We start from the raw sequence: 18,764 nt of genomic DNA, 5'->3' as shown, positions 1-18,764 counted from the left end.
ACTCACGATAGAATAAGCCTTTTGCCGCCTCGCGTGGTAGTCGGCGGCATGCACGCTATCGCGGTTCGTCGCGGGGAGGAGGCTCCCTCGCTGATCGAGAAGCCGCGGCCTGACCCGGCCGACGGCGAGGCGCTGGTGCGGACGCTCCGCGTGGGCGTCGACGGCACCGACTACGAGGTCATCTCGGGGAATCACGGTGGCTACCCCGAGGGTGAAGACCACATCGTGTTGGGCCACGAGGCCGTCGGCGTCGTCGTCGACGCAAACGGCACCGGACTCTCGGAGGGCGACGTGGTCGTGCCGACCGTCCGTCGCCGACCGAACGGCTCGAACGAGTACTTCGCGCGAGGCGAACCGGACATGGCGCCCGAGGGACAGTACCACGAGCGGGGCATCGACGGCGCCCACGGCTTCATGGCCGAGTACTTCACCAGTCCCGCCGAGCACCTCGTCAACTGTCCGCCGGAGTTGGCCGAGTTGGGCTTCCTCGTCGAGCCAGCGTCGATCACGGAGAAGGCAGTCGAGCACGCCCGCGCGAGTCGGTCGGCGTTCGAGTGGAACCCCGAGTCGGCGTTCGTGCTCGGGAACGGCAGCCTCGGCCTGCTCACGCTCGCGATGCTCGACAACTCGTTCGAACGGCTGTACTGTCTCGGTCGGCGCGACCGACCGGACCCGACGCTCGACATCCTCGACGACCTCGGAGTCACGTACGTCGACTCACGGGAGACGCCCGTCGACGAGGTGCCGGGCGCGTTCGAGGCGATGGACTTCGTGTACGAGGCGACCGGCTACGCGAAGCACGCATTCCAGACCATCGAGGCGCTGGCGCCCAACGGCGTGGCGGCGCTCCTCGGCGTCCCGAACGACTGGACGTTCGAGGTCGACGGTGGCGCGCTCCACCGCGAACTCGTCCTCCACAACAAGGCGTTGGTGGGGTCGGTGAACTCCAACGTCCGTCACTTCGAGCGCGCGGTCGAGGCGGTGGCGGCCCTCCCCGAGTGGTTCACCGACGCGCTGGTGACGGGCGTGTACGGGCTCGACGAGTTCGAGCGAGCGTTCGACGACGACGACACCACTATCAAGACGGCGGTGGAATTCGGCACACGATGAAGAACGTCGACGACCTCATCGACGACGCGGCGGAGTTGGCCGAGCGCGGACTCTCGAAGGGCGAGATCGCCGACGAGTTGAACGTCTCCCGCGAGACGGCGTCGTGGCTCGTCGAGCGGTCGGGCGCCCAGCCTGCTGGAAGCGACGACGTCGCCGACGATGCCGGGCCGTCTGGGCCGCAGGACATCCACGTCGACTGGTCGGCGGTCGGTCGCGACTCCACGCGCTTGACCCACGTCGGTCGGGCCATGGCCGACTTGCTCGCCAAGGAGGGCGAGGAGGTCGACCTCACCGTCGGTATCGAGAAGGCCGGCACGCCGCTGGCGACGACGATCGCACGCGAACTCGACACGGATCTGGCGGCGTACGCGCCGGCGAAACACCAGTGGGACGAGGGCGACATCGACGACGTGGGCGGCGGCTTCTCGCGCAACTTCGCGACGATCCGGGGCCGCGAGTGCTACATCGTCGACGACACCGTCACCTCCGGCACCACCCTCACCGAGACGGTCGAAGCCGTGAAGGCGGAGGGCGGCAAGCCCGTCGCCTGCGTAGTCATCGTCGACAAACAGGGCCTCGACGAGGTCGCCGGCGTCCCCGTCTACTCGCTGATCAACGTGGTCGGCGTCGGGCGCGAGTAAGTCGGTCTGGTGTCCTCCACCACTGGACCCGTCCGGTGGGACCTCTCAACCGACACCGACCCGGTGTGCCGCTCGCTCGCGCTCGCCGGCGTCGGACTGCTCGGCGGCCTGTTCGTCGCCGCGTTCGCGATACTGGCGGCGTTCGCGGTCCTCGAATCCGTGGACGGAAACTGGGCAGTGCTCGCCGGCGGAGCGGTGGTCGTCGCCGTCGGCGTCGCCGTCAACCGCGCCCAATTCGCGGCACTGCGGACGCAGCGCCTCCGGACCCCAAAGCTCGGTCGACTGAGAACGGCGCTCGCCCTCGCCGGCGGTGCGGTCGTCCATGCGGTGGCAGCCGTCGTCGGCGGGACGTGGCTCCTCGGACCACTGCTCGCGCTCGGCGTCCTCTTGGTGCTCGCATCGGCGCTCCTCACCGGTGAGGGTACTGTCGACCCCGCGACCGGGACGGTCGAGTACGCGGGCGAGGACCTCCCGCTGGACTCGATCCGGTCGGTTCGGTCAGTCTTGCTCGGTGACCGGGTGGTGGTGCTCCTCCGGTACTATCCTGGGGAACCGACGGCGACGCGACTCGCGACGTTCTCTGAAGCGGCGTTCACGGCGGCCGAGCCGTCGCTCCGACCCGCGGAGTCGCCCGACGCGGACGACCGGCACTCACTGTCGCGGCCGGTACGGGTGACGGCGGCGGTGTTCGCCGTCGGGATAATGGCGCTGTCGGTGGGGTTCTTCCTCCTCGCGCCGCCCGACGTGCTCCCGCTCGCCACGTGGATGTTGCTCCTCGCCGGAGTGTTCGCCGTCATCTTCGGTTGGTACGCCGTCACCGGCTAGTGGCGCGCCGGCTCGCGTGGGCGTGCCATCGACGCAACGCCTTTGAACGGGAGTCGCCTATCTCGTTGCATGACGTTCCAGCCCCAGAGCGAGTTGACGGCCGAGGAGGCCGCCGAGCGCGTCGAGGAGGCCCTCGCGAACAACGACGTGGTGCTGTTCATGAAGGGGAACCGGCTGATGCCCCAGTGTGGCTACTCCAAGCGCGCGGTCGCGCTCATCTCCCAGCACGTCGACGACTTCGAGACCATCGACGTGCTCCCCGCCCTGCCGGAGTTCCGGTCGGCGTTGGAGGCCGAGAGCGGGTGGGAGACCATCCCGCAGACGTTCGTCGACGGCGAGTTCGTTGGCGGCAGCGACATCCTCGCCGAACTCGACGAGCGCGGCGAACTCGCCGAGACGCTCTCGGTCGAGGCGTAACCCACCCAGATCGCCCGAGAGCGGCGACGTCGACAGCGACCGTTTATGAGGCACCGTCGGGGACAGATGTTTTACCGGTCCGGCTCGTAGATACCGGCGAGTAGGGACGGATCAGATGAGTAGCCGCGGGACGCCGCGGCACTTCGACGCGCCCACCGCTCCCCACAACCCCACACATGACAGGCCGCGTATACCGACTTCACTCGACGCTGGAACTGCCACTCGAAGACCTTCAGGACCACTTCGCGAGCGATCCCGAGCTTCCGGAGGGTGTCGAGGACGTCGACATCACCCGGCGGAACAACACGCTCATCCTGAAGGCCGTCTCCAACGACGAGTCGATCGGCAAGTACACCCCGACCGCACAGCTGAAGGCGAGCGTCTCCGAGACGCGCGTCTACGAGGAGGAGCCGCCCCGCACCGGCGGTGGCTGGATGCAGGAGGAGGAAGAAGAGATTCCCTCCGAACTCGTCGAGTTCGCTTGCTTCAAGGGCGACCGCGAGACCGTCCTCCAGAACACGGCGCTGCAGTACCCGATGTTCCTCGTGCTCCGTGAGATCGCGCTCCAGTCCGAGAAAGGCACCCTCACCGCGATCACCGAGGTCGACGGCGAACTGCGCGCCCACCGAATCGTCGAGGGCGAAGAACGTCCCGCGAGCGTCGAGGTCGTCGAGACGCCGAACCGCAGTGGCGAGAAGGGCGGCGTCGAGTGGCGCGACAACAAGTTCATCAGCTGATCCGACTGCCGAACCAGCACCGTTCCGTGAGCCACCGCGACCGGTGGAGCCGTTCGAACGCCGCGCGGAACCGAGCGACCCGGTAGGGTCGGTCACAAGACCTTTACTGCTCTAATTATATCTCATTATTAGGCATGGCTGAGTCACAGATGGAGTTCCCGGAGTACCTGAGCGTCGACTACACCGACGGGGAGGGCGAGACCCCCGAGAACTACCCGAGCATCGAGCACAAACTCGAGAAGGCACTGGAGGTCGTCGAGACCGGCCTTCGCGAGTACGAGAACCCCGCAGTGATGTGGACCGGCGGGAAGGACTCGACGCTCACGCTGTACTTCGTGAAGGAGGTCGTCGAGGCCAACGACGACTTGGAGCTGCCGACGACCGTCTTCATCGACCACTACCAGCACTTCGACGAGCTGATGGACTTCGTCCGGCACTGGGCCGACGAGTGGGACCTCGAAGTCAAGTGGGCCCGCAACACGGACGTCGGCAACTACGTCGAGGAGAACGACCTCGAACCGGGTGACGAGATCCCGGTCGACGCGCTCTCCGAGCACAACCAGCACCACATCCGCAACATCCTCGAGTACGAGGAGGAGACGTTCCCGTTCCTGCTGGACACGTACGTCGGCAACCACCTGCTGAAGACGGTCGCGCTCAACGACACCCTCGAGAGCGAGGACATCGACGGCATCATCTCCGGCATCCGCTGGGACGAGCAGGAGGCGCGCGCCGACGAGACGTTCTTCTCGCCGCGCCACGACCCCGACATCTACCCGCCGCACGACCGCATCCAGCCGATCCTCCAGTTCAAGGAGGCCGACGTGTGGGACGCCTTCTGGTACTTCGTCGTCCCGGAGACCGTCGAGGGCTACCCCGAGGACGGCTACGTCCCGCAGGGCTTCGACGACCTGCCGGAGGGGATCGAGATCGAGGACATCCCCGTCTCGCCGAAGTACTTCGCCGGGTTCCGCTCGCTGGGCTCGGAGATCTCGACGGACAAGTCCGCCGAGGAGCCGGCGTGGCTGCAGGACATGGAGAACACGACCGAGCGCGCGGGCCGCGCCCAGGACAAGGAGGACCTGATGGAGCGCCTGCGCGACCTCGGCTACATGTGACGACGGGCGACTGACGACACAAAATCGCGACCGTCGACACACCACTTTTTGCGACGCGATCGCACGATACCGACACCGCCGAGGCCGGTAGCCAGCGACTACTGATAGCCACACCCGGCTACGAGGCGCTCGTGACTGATTCATCAGCGACTGACAGCGACGGCGGCGCCGGCGGACCGACGACCGCGTGGGACCACCTCGACGCCGACCTCGCGGCGAAACTCGACGACGCGGCGGCCATCGTCGCAGACGCGCTCGCCGACTTCGAGCGACCGGTCGTCCCGTGGACGGGTGGGAAAGACTCGACGCTCGTCCTCCACCTCGTCCGCCGGGTCGCGGCCGAGCGGGACGAACCGACTCCCCCGGTCATCTTCGTCGACCACGGCGCCCACTTCGAGGAGACGTGGGCGTTCGTCGACCGGTGGACCGACGAGTGGGACCTCGACCTCCACGTCGCCCGACTCGAGGAAGTCGCGAGCCACGAGCAGGGGACCGAACTCAGCCTCGACGACCTCTCCTCGCGCGTGCGCGCGGAACTAACCCGAGTTGGTCACGAGGGCGACACGCTGGTCGTCGACGCCGACTCCATGGCCGGCAACCATCTGCTGAAGACGGTCGCGTTCAACGACCTGCTCCGCGAGGAGGGGTTCGACGCGGCGCTCACGGGCGTTCGGAGTGACGAGAGCGACGCCCGCGCCGACGAGCAGGTACGGTCGCCCCGCGGCGACGACTACACGCCCGAGCACGTCCGCGTCCACCCGATCCTCGACTTCTCGGAGGCGGACGTGTGGGCGGCGCTGTGGGCGGTCGTCGTGCCCGAGACGACGCCCGACTACCCGGTCGGACTCGTCCCGGCGTCGGCGGCCGACCTGCCGACCGGGGTCGACCCGGCGGACCTGCCAATCTCACCGAAGTACTGGGAGGGGTACCGTTCACTCGGCACCGAGGCCGGATCCGCGCGGACCGCCGACGAGCCAGCGTGGCTCCAGTCGCTCGGCGACGGCGGCGAACGCGCGGGTCGCGCACAGGACAAGGAGGACCTGATGTCACACCTGCGAGATCTGGGGTATATGTAGCGACCGGGAACGGTGTATCGACCGGCGCACGGGTCGCCGAGGGCGACTCGTGGGTTCCTGCGGTTCGATGCGACCCGGTGCGACTCGATCCGACGTGACTCCACAGCCTATCGCTCGTGGTGTGGTGTCAGCGGTCCTCGATCGGAACCCGCGTCCACCCGTCGTCGCTTCGGTTGGGCCTGACCGGGCGCACGGGTTCGGGCGGAGCGACTCCAGCAGCGCGAGGGCCGTCGGCGCCGTCAGGACCGTCGGACGCGAGCCCAGCGGTCTCGGCTCCGTCAGCGCGCTCGCGAAGACGTGCGATCCGCTCGTCCATCGGCGGGTGCGTCGACAGCAGGCGTGCGAGCGTGGTCTCCTCGAACGCAGACCGTCGGTACAGCGGCGCGAACGGGAACGACCACTCGCTGGCGTCGTCGATCTTTTGCAGGGCGCTCGCGAGCGCGAGCGGTCGTCCCGTCACGTCGACCGCACGATCGTCGGCGGCGTGCTCGCGACGACGCGAGTAGGCGCGCAACAGCAGCGTCAGCCCGAACAACAGCAGGGTCAACACTCGTTCCAGAGACACGCGCACCCGACCGGGGAGCGTGCGGTGCCACCGGTCGGGCGCCCCGCGCACGAGTGCGACGCCGCGAGCGAAACCGCCGGCGAGAAACGCCACGGGAGCGAGTGCGAGTGCGACCGTCCCGACGAGCGTCTGCACGAGACTGTGGCCGAGTGTCTGCACGAGACCGTCGCGCCCCTCGATGTGCGCGAACTCGTGCGCCAGCACCCCCTGAAGTTCTGCGGCGGTGAGCACGTCGAACAGACTGTAGTCGACGACCAGCGCGGGGTCGTGGCCGCCGATCGCGAGCGCGTTCGGCTCGCCGAGGCGGGCGACGAACACCCGCGGCCGGTCGACGTCCATCGCGGCGGCGAGGTCGTCGACGACGCGGTGGACGACTGGGGCGGTCGACCGAGGGAGTTCGCGCGCGTCGAGTCCGGCGAGTGTCCGACCCGTGCCGAGTCGGTACGTCACGAACCCCGAGACGAGCGTCGCGGCGAGGAACACTGCCGCGACCGTGAGGAGGTCGGGTCGGTTGGTCCACACGAACCGGGCGGCCTCCCAGACGAGCGCCGCGGCGACGGCGTAGAACGCGAGTGTGAACAGGCCGACGACGACCATCGCCGACCGGAGGCCCGTTCGTAGACGCGGCGACCCGCTCATACCACGACTGGTACGCGCGCCCCCGGCAAACGACTGTCGGTGGGCGAGACGAACCGTCACCCGTAAGGTCGCCTCGTCGCGTACCGACGGTATGAGCGACGACGCCGAAGCGCCGACGGACGGCGTGTACGTCGGGCTGTTCTCCGGCGGGAAGGACTCCTCGTGGGCGGTGTACCAGGCGCTGGAGGCGGGGTTACCCGTCGAGCGACTGCTGACGGTCCACCCCGCGGGCGACTCCTACATGTACCACGTCCCCGAGACGCGCCTAGCCCGACTGGCCGCCGAGAGCATCGGCCTGCCGCTGACCGAGGTCGAACCCGACGACTTCGCGGCAAGCGAGACCGTCGACTCCGGCGAGCAAGGGGACACGGAGTTGGAACCGATGGAGCGGGCGCTGGAGGCGATCGCCGCCGAGACACCGCTGGCCGGCGTCACCGCCGGCGCGGTGGAGTCGGAGTTCCAGACCAGTCGGATCGAGGCGATGTGCGACCGCCTGGGGATCGAGCTGTTCGCGCCGCTGTGGCAGGAGGACCCCCGTGAACTCGCGGAGGCGATGCTCGACGCCGGCTTCGAGATCACTATCCTGCAGGTGGCGGCGGCGGGCCTCGACGAGTCGTGGCTCGGGCGGACGCTCGACCACGAGGCGCTCGCGGAGTTGGAGCGGCTCAACGAGGAGTACGGCGTCCACATCCTCGGCGAGGGTGGGGAGTTCGAGACGTTCGTCACCGACGGACCGCACATGGCCCGCCCGATCGAGTTGACGTACGACACCGAGTGGGAGGGGACCCGCGGTCGGATCCGGGTGACGGACGCGCGGCTGGGGGACGAGTAGCGACCGAACCGACCAGTCCACAAAATCCGCAGTTCGCGGGGCTACTCCTCGTTCGTCAGCTTCGAGTGAGCGCCCACGAGTGCACCCGACAGGTCGAGGCCGTCGACGACCGTCTCCTCGTCGATGATGCTGCGCCGGACGTCCGCGTCGTGGACGGTGGCGTTGCGGAACACGACCGACTCTTCGACGGTCGAGTCGGTGATCTCTGCGCCCGCGAGGACGTACACGTTGTCGCCGATTTCCGAGTTCTCGACGGTGGCGTCCGGGTGGACGACCGACTCGCCGCCGAGGTACCACGAGACGGCGTCGAGGTAGCTCGCGGGCGTCCCGATGTCGAACCACGCCTCGTCGAAGGTGAACGCGTGGACCGGCTGGCGCGACTGGAGCCACTGGATGAACCACCCGGGCTCGTCGGGGTTGTTGCCGTCGGAGAGGTACTCGTCGAAGTCACCCAGCGTTTCGCGGGGGAAGGCGTAACAGGCGATGGAGACGAGCGTGCTCTTGGGGTCCTCGGGCTTCTCCTGGAACTCGACGACGCGGTCGCCGTCGAGTTGGACGAGCCCGTAACTCTTCGCGCGCTCGCGCGACCCGACGTCGTACGCCGCCAGCGCGGGCGTCCCCTTCTCCTCGAAGAAGTCGACGAACTCGGCCACGTCGAAGGAGATGAGGTTGTCGCCGGCGACGACCACCAGGTCGTCGTCGACGTTCTCCCGGTCGATCAACTGCGCGAGCGCGCCGACGACGCCGAACTTCTCCGACTCGGCACTGGTGTCCTCGACGGAGACGGTCGGTTTCTCGAACGCAGAGTCGGCGAGGTACGACTCGAACTCCTCGGCGAACCGCTCGTTCGTCGAGACGAACACCTCGTCCACGCGGTCGTCTGCCTCCAAGTCGGCGAATATCTCGTCGATAACGGTGCCGTCGCCGACGGGGAGGAGCATCTTCGGCCGGTTGCGAGTGATCGGCCACATCCGGGTCGCGTACCCCCCTGCGAGCACTACTGCTTTCATGCAGGGAACGTCAAAGCGAACTCACAAGGGTCTTTCCTCTCTCGACCCAGTGACACGACCGACGACCCCCAGTCGGCGCCGCACGTCGGGCGGCGAAAGCGATTCGACACCGGCCCACCTGGGTGGGGTATGCCGGACCGAACGACGCGCGAACAGATCGCAGACGAACTTCGCGAGCGGGCACTCCCGGCGAGCGCGCTCGCGGCGGAGTTCGACGTGACTCGCTCGACCGTCTACGACCACCTCGACCACGTGGCCCAGTCGCTCCCCGACGAGGAGGAGTTCCTCGTCGCGCCCCCGGAGTGTCGCGACTGCGGCTTCGACCGCTTCGACGACCCCGTGAACTCGCCGTCGCGGTGTCCGGAGTGCAAGGGAGAGAACGTCGAGGAACCGGCGTTCGTCATTCGGACCTGAGTCGCGGTCGGTCGGGAGCGACCGCCGGTGCCCTCACGCCTGGAGCCGCAGCCTCAGGCTGGTAGTTCGACGCCCAACTCCGCGAGGAGCGTCTCCGCCGCGGCCGACGACGACCCCGGGCCGCGGGCGGTGATCAGGTCGCCGTCGACGGTGACGCTGGTGTCGGCGTCGAGTTCGGCGTCCCAGTTGCCGCCAGCGGCGACGACCTCGTCTTCGACCCAGTACGGGAGTTTGCGCCCCTCGATCCGATCGTACTCGTCGACGATTCCTTCTTCCCATGCGTTTGGGAAGCCGGTCACGTCGCGCCCGTCGACGAGGAACCCGCCGTCCTGGTCGCGGGTGAACGCGAGGATGCCGACGGCGTGACAGACGACGAGTGCGACGCCGTCGTCGCCGGCGACGGCCTCCCGCAGCGCGCCGCGGGCGTGGACGTCCTGGTTCACGTCCCACTCGGTGCCGTGTCCGCCGGGGAACACCACCGCCTCGTAGTCGGCGGCGTCGACCGCGGCGAGCGGTTCGGGGTCGTTCAGTCGCTCGTCCGTCTCGTGAATCTCACGGAACCGGGCGACGGTGTCCTCTCCCACGTCGTCCGGATCGAGCGACCGCTCGTCGACGACCGGTGGCGACCCGGACGGCGTCGCGACCGTCACGTCGACACCGGCCGCGTCGAGCGTCGTGAGTGGCTCGATGCACTCCTCTGCCCAGTACCCCTCTTCGCTGACGACGAACAGCGCGCTCGGTGAGTCAGTCATCCAGTCGGAACGTCGGCCTCGCCACCGGAAAACGTGACGGCGGCGGCACACCTGGTGCCACCCCGGACGGCTTATATGAGACCCGTAGCAACGGGGGGTATGGCAGTCGGTACACGGACCGTCCTCGCGCTCCTCGGGGGACTCGTGTTGACCGTCGGCGTCTACTTCCACGCCCGCGGCGACGAGCGCCTCGGCTACGGCGCCATGGCGTTCGGGTTCGCGACCGCGAGCGCGTGGGCCTTTCTCGGGATGGAACTCGCACGGCGGGGCGAGGCGTCCGCACCGGCGACCACTTACCTCTCTGGCGGGATGGCGGCGGTGACGTTAGCCATGTATTTCGGACTCCGGACGCGGTCGGACGCACACGGCGAGTGACTCGCTGGCGGACCGTCGAGGCACCCCCGGGGAGCAACCAACGTTCCGTTTGCGGCTGTTTTCGCGAGGCTGCAGATTATCCAAAACTCAGCGAAATCACTTCGTGAACGTAAACTCAATGATGAAAACATCCGGTGGATCGGAGGGTTTGGGCCGTTCTGTCGTGCACGTAAAGTGGCACTACTTCATGCGAGAAACCCACATAGTTAAGTATGGCATTCCATAACGTAGCGTCGTATGACAGACAAGCAGTCCGATTCCAGCCGGCGCCGGTTCCTCCAGGGAACTGGGGTCGCAGCAGTCTCGGTGGGCCTCGCCGGTTGTTCCGGCGGTAACGGCGACACCGAGGAGACGCCTACGGAGGCGTCGACGCCGACCGAAGACAAGACGCCGACCGAGATCGACGACAGCGCCGACGTTCCGACGGGCGGCGTGTTCAACTTCGCCGTCGGCGAACCGCCGCGCGGGATCAACATCCTCGCGACCTCGTCTGCGTACTCCGCGGTCATCCTCGACCAGATCTACGAGACGGGCGCGACGATCGACCCGGTCAACTTCGAGATGCACCCCAACGTCTTCTCCGACTGGGAGTCGGAGGAACTCGACGAGACGGGTGACAACGACCAGAACAACGTCCGAATCTCGTTCAACGTCCGCACGGACGGCCTGACGTGGAACGACGGCGAGGAGTTCACCGTCGAGGACGTCCTGTTCACGTATCAGTACCTCCAAGAGCAGCAGCCCGGCAAGTACATCTCCGCACTCGACCCGATCGTGTCGGTCGAGGAGTCCGACAGCTCCGACTGGGACTGCGAGATGATCCTCAACCAGCCGATCGGCACGTACGCCTACTCCCAGCTGGGCCTCCCGATCCTCCCGAAGCACAAGTGGGAGGGCGTCGACGACTTCAACACGTACGCGCCGTTCGAGAACGGCGGTCCCGTCGGCCTCGGACCGGGTGTCGTCACCCGCTACGAGCCCGACACGTCCATCGAGATCTCCTTCGCCGAGCGCGAGGGCGAGTACAACCTCTCGGAGCTCGCGTGGCGCGAGGAGGTGCCCGGAATCCGTAGCGGCGGTCCGTTCATCGATGCCATGCGGATCTCCGTGTACTCGTCGCTGTCGGCCCAGACGCAGGCGTTCTTCGAGGGCGACATCGACTCGATGTACGGCAGTCTCCGCACGTCCCGCATCGAGGACGCACAGAACGCCGAGGGGCTCAGCCTCATCGACGGGTTCGACACGGGCTACGGCCACTACTCGTTCAACCTCCGGAAGACGCCGCTCGACGACGCCTCGTTCCGCCAGGTCCTGGGCTTCGCCTTCGACGACGTCTACTGGGTCGACCGGCTCCAGCGCGGCTACGCCCAGGAGGGCGACTTCGTCATGCCGCCGGGCTACACCGCGGTCCGCCCGGAGACCGACAGCGACCAGGAACTGCTCACGGGCGCGTCGACGCAGGCGTTCGCCTTCCGTCAGTCGAGCCCCGGCGTCGTCGACGCGCAGGGCATCCGTGACTTCCTGACGAGCGGCACCGTCGTCACCGGCGAGGGTGGCACCTACCTCGGGCAGGAGTACCCCGGCAGCATCACTGGCGTCACCGCCAGTCAGACGGAGGCCAAGCACGAGTACTCGTTCGGTCCCGTCGAGTCCGAAGTGCTCCAGAACGCGGAGACGGACAAGGAGATTCGCGTGAACGGCCAGACGATCACCGAGATCAACGGCGGGCCGCTCACGATGTACGTGTACCCGGCCGACTCCAGCCCGCAGACGGCAAAGATGGTCGAGAACTTCATCGGCAACCTGCAGTCGATCGGGATCCCGATCAACCGGCAGGTCATGTCGTTCAACACCATGGTCGGCAAGGTGTACGGCGAGGAGGACTTCGACATCTTCCCGATGGGTTGGTCCAGCCTCTCGCCGTTCGCGACGAGTACGCTCTACGGGCTGTTCCACTCGGCAAACGCCGACGACCACTCCACGACGGACGTTGGCGACGAGAACAACACGAGTACGCTGCTCAACAACCCGATGGGCTACGGCCTGTTCGAGGACGCGAGCGCGGACGACCTCATCTCCGAGGCACGCGTCACCCTCGACACCGACGAGCGTAACCAGCTGTCGCGGGAGGCCGTCGAGCGCATCTACCTCGACTTCCCGACGATGATCACCGACTACGAGGTCACGAAGTGGCCGGTCAACTCTGCCGACTGGAAGGGCTTCATCGGCAACATCCCCGGCCCCGGCGCGACGTACCTGTCGAACCAGATCCTCCAGGTTCACAAGAACGAATAACTGCGATCCGACCGGTGGTCACCGGTCCGGATCCGGTCCCGTTCGACGCCGGAAACCTCGTTCTCCCCGCCGGGGTTTCAGTCGGCGTCGGCGGTTCTAAACGGAAGATGCAACAGGTTCATACCGTCGCCTTCACGATAAACCACCACGCTGAGCGGTCCCACAACGCATGACTAGAATCAGTGGAAAATACCTCGCCAAACGGATCGTCGTTTCGTACCTGACGCTCCTGGTGATCATGTCGCTCCTGTTCGTTCTCCTCCGGAGCATGCCCGGTTCGTTCATTACGGGTATGATGTCCCCGGGGATGACAGCCGAGCAGGTCGACAGGATCCGGGAAACGTGGGGACTGAACGAACCATTGTGGCAACAGTACCTTCGGTTCATGATCAACTACCAGACCGGCAACTTCGGCCGGTCCCCCACACAGAACGTCGCCGTGGCGGATCTGATCATCCGCCGGATGCCGCGGACGCTCGTCCTGTTCGGGTCGACGTTCATCGTCGGGTTCATCGTCGGCCCCCTGGTCGGCATGTACCTCGGCTGGTGGCGCGGCTCCACCAAGGACAAGACCATCTTCAGCACGTCGCTGCTGCTGTACTCCATGCCGGCGTTCTGGATCTCGTGGCTGTTCATCTGGCTGCTGAACTACGAGCTCGACCTGTTGCCGAGCGCGTACATGTTCACTCAGTTCCCCGAGTTCGAGTGGACCGCGTTCACGGTGATGCGGGACGTGATGTACCACATCGCACTCCCCATCATCAGCCTCACTTTCATCGGTTGGGTCGGCTCGATGCTGATCATGCGGCCGACGATGAACCAGGTCACCGACGAGGGGTACGTGTTCCTCGCACGTGCGAAAGGCCTCTCGGAGCGGACGGTGATGGTGAAACACGCCGCACGCAACGCGCTCATCCCGGTCGCGACCGGCGCGGTCGTGAGCCTCGCGTTCCTGATCGACGGGTCGGTGATCATCGAGAACGTGTTCAACTGGCCCGGGATGGGGCAGATCATCGTGTCGGCAGTCCTCAACCGCGACTTCCCCATCGCACAGGCCGTGTTCTTCATGCTGGCCGTGCTGGTCGTCGTGATGCGACTGCTGACGGACGTCGTCTACACGTACCTCGACCCCCGGATCAAGTTCGGGGAGGGTGAATAATGGCTACGCAACAGGAATCATCCGGATCCGACGGAGAATCGTTCAAGCGGAAGTGGGAGCCGCGTATCGAGCGCTTCCGTCGCGGCTGGAGCCGGTTCACCGAGCACCGCATCGGCGTGCTCGGCCTCGTCATCCTCACCATCTACACGCTGTGGTCCATCGCACCCGGCGTGTTCGCGCCACACTCGACCGAGTGGGTGGCGTACCTCGGTGAGCCACCGTTCGACCGCCGCCTGACCGGCGAACAGATCCGGTCGCTGCCGCACCCGCCGGCGTTCGGCGACCCCTTCTTCGCGCCGCTGGGCACCAACGCCAACGGCGCGGGGGTGCTCTCGCTCGTAATCTACTCCGCGAAGAACGCGATGTACATCGGTCTGGCCGCGGGGCTGCTCTCCAGTCTCGTCGGCGTTCCGCTCGGTCTCATCTCGGGGTTCTACGGCGACACCTGGATCGACGAGACGATCCAGCGCTTCGTCGACATCATGTACGGCCTGCCGTTCCTGCCGTTCCTCATCGTGCTCGTCGCCATCCGCGGCATCACGACGACGAACATCATCATCGGCATCGCGGTCACCTCGTGGCTGAACAACTGCATCACGGTCCGCGGGGAGACACTCTCGCTGAAGGAGCGCTCGTACGTCGAGTCGGCGAAGGTCGCCGGCGCGTCGGACACGCGGATCATCTTCCGCCACATCATGCCGAACGTGCTCCCCATCTCGTTCGTCTTCCTCGCACAGGACGCCGCGGGCGCGGTCATCGCGCAGGCGTCGCTGGCGTACCTCGGGCTGGCGGACTTCACCGCCAACTCCTGGGGGCTGATGTTGCAGAACATCCAGTCGCAGGGGTACATCTTCTCGGCGTGGTGGTGGCTGCTGCCGCCGGGCATCGCGCTGATGCTGATGGCCGCATCGTTCTACTTCATCGGCTTCTCGATGGAGGACGTGACCAACCCACAGCGATAGAACACATCCAATGACACTACTCGAGGTAAACGACCTCTCGATCCGCTACGCGGTCGACGACGGCTCGTCGGTCCACGCGACCGACCAGGTGAGCTTCTCGGTCGAGCGCGGGGAGACGTACGGGCTCGTCGGCGAGTCTGGCTGCGGGAAGACGACGCTCGCGAAGAGCCTCGTCCACCTGCTCGACGACAACGGCTACGTCGAGGGCGGCAACGTCTGGTTCGACGGGACGCTCCCGCAGTGGACCGACAAGAACGGCGACGTGAAGCAGTCCGTCATCGACGACCCGGACAAGCCGGTCCGCGAGGACGGCAAGACGGACCTTGCGGCGCTGACGAACAAGCAGATCCGCGACATCCGCTGGCGCGACATCGCCATCATCCCGCAGTCGGCGATGAACGCGCTCAACCCGGTGTACAAGGTCGGCGACCAGATCGTGGAGGCGATCCTCCGGCACGAACCGGAGACGACTGCGGAGGAAGCGCACGAACGCGCCCGCGACCTGCTGGAGCGGGTCGGCATCGAGCCGGATCGGGCCGACGACTACGCCCACCAGTTCTCCGGCGGGATGAAACAGCGCGCCGTCATCGCGATGGCGATGGCGTGCAGTCCGGACCTGCTCATCGCCGACGAGCCGACGACCGCACTCGACGTGATCATCCAGGACCGCATCCTGGAAGAACTGGAGAAACTCCAAGAGGAGTTCGGCGTCTCCATCCTCGTCATCAGCCACGACATCTCGGTGATGGCGGAGATCTGCGACCGGATGGCCGTGATGTACGGCGGGAAGGTCATGGAGTCGGGGCCGAAAGACGAAATCTTCGGCGACACCGCCAACCCGTACACGCTCGGGCTGAAGAACTCGTTCCCGACGATCACCTCGGCGGATCAGGACCTCGTCTCCATCCCCGGGACGCCGCCGACGCTTCGCGACCCCGAGGCAGGCTGTCGGTTCCGCGAGCGGTGCCCGTTCGCCATCGAGGAGTGTCACGCGAGCCACCCACCGATGTACGACGTGGACGCCGCCGAGGCCGACGGCCTCGTGCAGGAGGCAACCGACCAACGCGCTCACCGGTCGGCGTGTTATCGCATCGACGAGCTCGAACAGCTGCGGACTGACGCACTCAAGGAGGACACATGGACCGAGCAGAGGATCGAGAGCCGCTAGTAGAGATCGACGGGCTGCGCAAGCTCTTCGACCAGTCACAGGGAATCATCGACACCGTGCTGGGTCGCGAGCCACAGCCGGTCCGCGCGGTCGACGGCGTCTCGCTGGACATCCACCAGGGCGACATCGTCGGCATCGCTGGCGAGTCCGGCTGTGGGAAGACCACGCTCGGGAAGATGCTGGTGAAGCTCCACGACCCCACCGAGGGGACCATCCGCTTCGACGGCACGGACATCACCGACATGACCCGTGAGGAGGAGCGCGAGTTCCGCAAGCGGGTCCAGATGATCTTCCAAGACCCGTTCGAGTCGCTCAACCCCCGGATGACGGTGTACGACACCGTCGCCGAACCGCTCAAGATCAACGAGATGATCGACGGCTACGACGAGCGCCGCGCCCGGGTGAAGGAGGTACTCGAAGACGTGGGGCTTGGCCCCGCGGAGGTGTACCTCGACGCCTTCCCGGACGAACTGTCGGGCGGTGAGCGCCAACGCGTCGCCATCGCGCGGGCGCTCGTCGTCGACCCGGACTTCATCGTCTGTGACGAGCCGGTGTCGATGCTCGACGTGTCGATCCGTGCTGGCGTCCTCAACCTGATGAAGGAACTGCAGAGTGAGTACGACCTCACGTACCTGTTCATCAGCCACGACCTCTCGCTGATCCGGTACATGTGCGACCGCGCGGGCATCATGTACCTCGGCAACATGGTCGAGCAGGGGCCGACCGACGACATCATCGACGACCCGAAACACCCGTACACGGAGGCGCTGTTCGACGCGGTGCCGGACGTGGAGTTGGGCGAGGACCGCCGCCGCGCGAACGCGACCGGCGAGGTACCCTCGCCCCGGAATCCCCCGAGCGGGTGTCGCTACCACCCGCGGTGTGCCCACATCATCCCGCCGGACAGTTGGGCGGGGAGTCAGGAGGCGTTCCGACGTGCCTACCAGTTCAAACTGAAGGTTCGCCGGGGCGAGGTCTCCGCGGAGTCCGCCGAGTCGGCGGACGTCACCGACCCCGAACGCCTCCTCGAGAACGGCCTGACGCTCGACATCCCGGAAGAGTACCGGACGGAGACGGAGAACGAGAGCGCCGGCACCCGGGTCGACCTCGGGGCGGTGGACCTCCCCGCGACGACGCGCGACGCGCTGGTCGAGGCCGCCGAGTCGGTGCTCGCGGGCGACACCGAGGCCGCGCTGGCGACGCTCGACGACGCCATCACGACGCCGTGTGAGGACCGCCAACCCCAGCCGCAGCAGTCGGGGTCGCGCCGCGTCGCCTGTCACCGGTACGACGACGAGGGATTCGAGGGGCTCGGCGAACTCGCCGGGACCTCCGCCGGACTCGGCGCCGCACCGGCGGAGGACTGACCGTGGTGCGGTCCCCGCGCACACAACGAGTCCTCCTTGCGGTGTTGGCCGGCTGTCTCGCCGTGAGCGCCGCGGCGTTCGCGTCGACCGCCGGCGCCCAACTGGCGTGGCAAGACCGCGACGCCATCGACTTCAGCGTCGACGGGTACGACCTCGACGACGGCGACGACCCGACGCTGCGAATTCGCGTCACGGCGTCGAACCCGACGGCAGTCGAGACGACGGTGCGCGTCGACAGCCTCGTCGCGTTCGACCGCGTCGCCGCGGACGGCAACGAGTTGACCGTCCCGCGGTCGGCGACGATGTCGCCGCGGTCCGTGACGCTCGCGCCCGGCGAGAGCACGACGCTGGTCGTCGTCGCCGACGTGCCCGCCGACCGACTCGACCGCACCCGCGAGGCCATCGCGGCCGGTCGCGTCACTGCGTCGGGGTCGTTCAGCGTCGAAATCCGCGACCGGAGGTTCTCCGCCGATGTCTGAGGGCGGATCGCTGCTGCGAACGGTCGCGTTGCGTCCCGCGGAGGCGTCGTTCGGCAGTCGCCGAGAACGACTGGCGTCGGCGACGCTGATCGGCGTGCTCGCCGGGGTGCTCGGTGCGACCGCGACGTACTCGCTGCGACTGCAGGAGTTGGCGCCCGGGTGGGCCGGCGAGGTCTCGATGGGCGTGCTCGTGCTCGCCTCGGGGGTCCTCGTCAAACTCCTGTGTGAGGAGTTGCGGACGAGCATCTCGGCACTCGTCATCGCCGTGGTCGCCGGCGGCGTCGTCGCGTTCGCGACGGCGGTCGCCCCGTACGTGCTGTTGAATATCGACACGCTCGGCGGGTTCGCGCTGTTGCCGACGTTCCGGGACGTGATCACGTTCCTCGTCTTCGGCCAGGTCCCGCTGCAGATCACAGGCTACCTGCTCGCAATCGTCTACGACGGCGCGACGGCGTAGCCCGGTAGCCAAACCCGCGGCACACCTTCTGCGGCGGCACGCGGCGGGCGACGACAGGCCTTTCACCGCGTCGGTTCGACTGCCGGGTATGCCGCGGGACATCCCGACCGAGGAGAAGTCGCTCCGCGAGCGCGGGACGTACGCCAACGACGGCAACGACCCCACGCTCGCGTCGTACCTCTCGTCGCTGTTTTTCCTGCTGTCAGTGCCGACGCTCGTGACGGTCGCGTACGCGGGGTACTGGGCGGGGCTGTACGCCGAGTCGACGGTCGTCCCCGCGTTCGCCGGCCTGCTCGTCGCGTCGCTGGCTGGCGTGTTCGCGGTGATGCACGTTCGGACCGGTCGCTAGCGGTCGGGAGCGTCCGG

Annotated in this window: 21 protein-coding genes; 18 read left to right on the top strand and 3 right to left on the bottom strand. The window is 67.1% G+C overall.

Annotated elements, in window-relative coordinates; all coding sequences use genetic code 11:
* Positions 1-48: 48 nt before the first annotated feature.
* The 7 genes from P0R32_RS10670 to P0R32_RS10640 all read left to right on the top strand — a co-directional run bounded on the left by P0R32_RS10670 (position 49) and on the right by P0R32_RS10640 (position 5,924).
* The gene (locus P0R32_RS10670) at positions 49-1,110 is read left to right on the top strand and encodes a glucose 1-dehydrogenase (RefSeq protein WP_276236955.1); all 1,062 of its coding nucleotides are present in this window, start codon (positions 49-51) and stop codon (positions 1,108-1,110) included.
* Positions 1,107-1,751: a transcriptional regulator GfcR gene (gene gfcR, locus P0R32_RS10665; protein WP_276236954.1), complete on the top strand. Its 645-nt coding sequence runs from the start codon at positions 1,107-1,109 to the stop codon at positions 1,749-1,751. Before P0R32_RS10670 ends, gfcR begins: the two co-directional genes overlap by 4 nt.
* Positions 1,752-1,760: 9 nt before the next feature.
* Positions 1,761-2,576 (top strand): hypothetical protein, encoded by an 816-nt coding sequence (locus P0R32_RS10660; protein WP_276236953.1) that lies wholly within the window; start codon positions 1,761-1,763, stop codon positions 2,574-2,576.
* A 69-nt stretch (positions 2,577-2,645) separates the two neighbouring features.
* On the top strand, positions 2,646-2,993 hold the full coding sequence (locus tag P0R32_RS10655) for a glutaredoxin family protein (RefSeq protein WP_276236952.1): 348 nt from the start codon (positions 2,646-2,648) through the stop codon (positions 2,991-2,993).
* 176 nt (positions 2,994-3,169) lie between these two features.
* Positions 3,170-3,730, top strand: coding sequence for a DUF7110 family protein (locus P0R32_RS10650; RefSeq protein ID WP_276236951.1), 561 nt, complete (start codon positions 3,170-3,172; stop codon positions 3,728-3,730).
* A gap of 134 nt (positions 3,731-3,864) precedes the next feature.
* A complete protein-coding gene (locus P0R32_RS10645; protein ID WP_276236950.1) occupies positions 3,865-4,848 on the top strand; it encodes a phosphoadenosine phosphosulfate reductase family protein in 984 nt (327 codons plus the stop codon).
* A 131-nt stretch (positions 4,849-4,979) separates the two neighbouring features.
* Positions 4,980-5,924 (top strand): phosphoadenosine phosphosulfate reductase family protein, encoded by a 945-nt coding sequence (locus P0R32_RS10640; protein WP_276236949.1) that lies wholly within the window; start codon positions 4,980-4,982, stop codon positions 5,922-5,924.
* Positions 5,925-6,051: 127 nt separating this feature from the next.
* On the opposite strand, the gene P0R32_RS10635 is transcribed toward P0R32_RS10640, so the two are convergent.
* A complete protein-coding gene (locus P0R32_RS10635) occupies positions 6,052-7,128 on the bottom strand; it encodes a M48 family metallopeptidase (RefSeq protein WP_276236948.1) in 1,077 nt (358 codons plus the stop codon).
* A gap of 91 nt (positions 7,129-7,219) precedes the next feature.
* Here P0R32_RS10635 and P0R32_RS10630 point away from each other — a divergent pair, with 91 nt between their 5' ends.
* Entirely contained in the window at positions 7,220-7,960 is a 741-nt protein-coding gene (locus P0R32_RS10630) for a diphthine--ammonia ligase (RefSeq protein WP_276236947.1), read from the top strand.
* A gap of 41 nt (positions 7,961-8,001) precedes the next feature.
* Here the strand turns inward: P0R32_RS10630 and P0R32_RS10625 are convergent, their stop codons facing one another.
* Entirely contained in the window at positions 8,002-8,970 is a 969-nt protein-coding gene (locus tag P0R32_RS10625) for a nucleotidyltransferase family protein (protein WP_276236945.1), read from the bottom strand.
* Positions 8,971-9,099: 129 nt separating this feature from the next.
* On the opposite strand from P0R32_RS10625, the gene P0R32_RS10620 reads away from it, so the two are divergent.
* Positions 9,100-9,384: a transcriptional regulator gene (locus P0R32_RS10620; RefSeq protein WP_276236944.1), complete on the top strand. Its 285-nt coding sequence runs from the start codon at positions 9,100-9,102 to the stop codon at positions 9,382-9,384.
* A 53-nt stretch (positions 9,385-9,437) separates the two neighbouring features.
* On the opposite strand, the gene P0R32_RS10615 is transcribed toward P0R32_RS10620, so the two are convergent.
* The gene (locus P0R32_RS10615) at positions 9,438-10,136 is read right to left on the bottom strand and encodes a type 1 glutamine amidotransferase domain-containing protein (protein ID WP_276236943.1); all 699 of its coding nucleotides are present in this window, start codon (positions 10,134-10,136) and stop codon (positions 9,438-9,440) included.
* Between the two features lie 99 nt (positions 10,137-10,235).
* Between P0R32_RS10615 and P0R32_RS10610 the strand changes: the two genes are divergently transcribed.
* From P0R32_RS10610 to P0R32_RS10570, 9 genes are all read left to right on the top strand, one after another.
* Positions 10,236-10,511 (top strand): hypothetical protein, encoded by a 276-nt coding sequence (locus tag P0R32_RS10610; RefSeq protein WP_276236942.1) that lies wholly within the window; start codon positions 10,236-10,238, stop codon positions 10,509-10,511.
* Positions 10,512-10,748: 237 nt separating this feature from the next.
* On the top strand, positions 10,749-12,806 hold the full coding sequence (locus P0R32_RS10605) for an ABC transporter substrate-binding protein (protein ID WP_276236941.1): 2,058 nt from the start codon (positions 10,749-10,751) through the stop codon (positions 12,804-12,806).
* A gap of 169 nt (positions 12,807-12,975) precedes the next feature.
* Positions 12,976-13,965: an ABC transporter permease gene (locus P0R32_RS10600; protein ID WP_276236940.1), complete on the top strand. Its 990-nt coding sequence runs from the start codon at positions 12,976-12,978 to the stop codon at positions 13,963-13,965.
* On the top strand, positions 13,965-14,927 hold the full coding sequence (locus P0R32_RS10595) for an ABC transporter permease (RefSeq protein WP_276236939.1): 963 nt from the start codon (positions 13,965-13,967) through the stop codon (positions 14,925-14,927). The genes P0R32_RS10600 and P0R32_RS10595 overlap by 1 nt, the downstream gene beginning before the upstream one ends.
* A gap of 10 nt (positions 14,928-14,937) precedes the next feature.
* Positions 14,938-16,095: an ABC transporter ATP-binding protein gene (locus P0R32_RS10590; protein ID WP_276236938.1), complete on the top strand. Its 1,158-nt coding sequence runs from the start codon at positions 14,938-14,940 to the stop codon at positions 16,093-16,095.
* Positions 16,065-17,462 (top strand): ABC transporter ATP-binding protein, encoded by a 1,398-nt coding sequence (locus tag P0R32_RS10585; protein ID WP_276236937.1) that lies wholly within the window; start codon positions 16,065-16,067, stop codon positions 17,460-17,462. Before P0R32_RS10590 ends, P0R32_RS10585 begins: the two co-directional genes overlap by 31 nt.
* Before the next feature lie 2 nt (positions 17,463-17,464).
* Positions 17,465-17,941 carry a hypothetical protein gene (locus tag P0R32_RS10580; protein WP_276236936.1) on the top strand — a complete coding sequence of 159 codons (477 nt, stop codon included), beginning with the start codon at positions 17,465-17,467 and terminating at the stop codon, positions 17,939-17,941.
* A complete protein-coding gene (locus P0R32_RS10575) occupies positions 17,934-18,398 on the top strand; it encodes a hypothetical protein (RefSeq protein WP_276236935.1) in 465 nt (154 codons plus the stop codon). Before P0R32_RS10580 ends, P0R32_RS10575 begins: the two co-directional genes overlap by 8 nt.
* Before the next feature lie 88 nt (positions 18,399-18,486).
* Positions 18,487-18,747 carry a hypothetical protein gene (locus P0R32_RS10570; RefSeq protein ID WP_276236934.1) on the top strand — a complete coding sequence of 87 codons (261 nt, stop codon included), beginning with the start codon at positions 18,487-18,489 and terminating at the stop codon, positions 18,745-18,747.
* Positions 18,748-18,764: the final 17 nt, after the last annotated feature.

Source organism: Halobaculum marinum, from assembly GCF_029338555.1.
GTDB classification, from domain to species: Archaea; Halobacteriota; Halobacteria; order Halobacteriales; family Haloferacaceae; genus Halobaculum; species Halobaculum marinum.
This window is presented reverse-complemented; position numbering and strand designations above follow the sequence as displayed.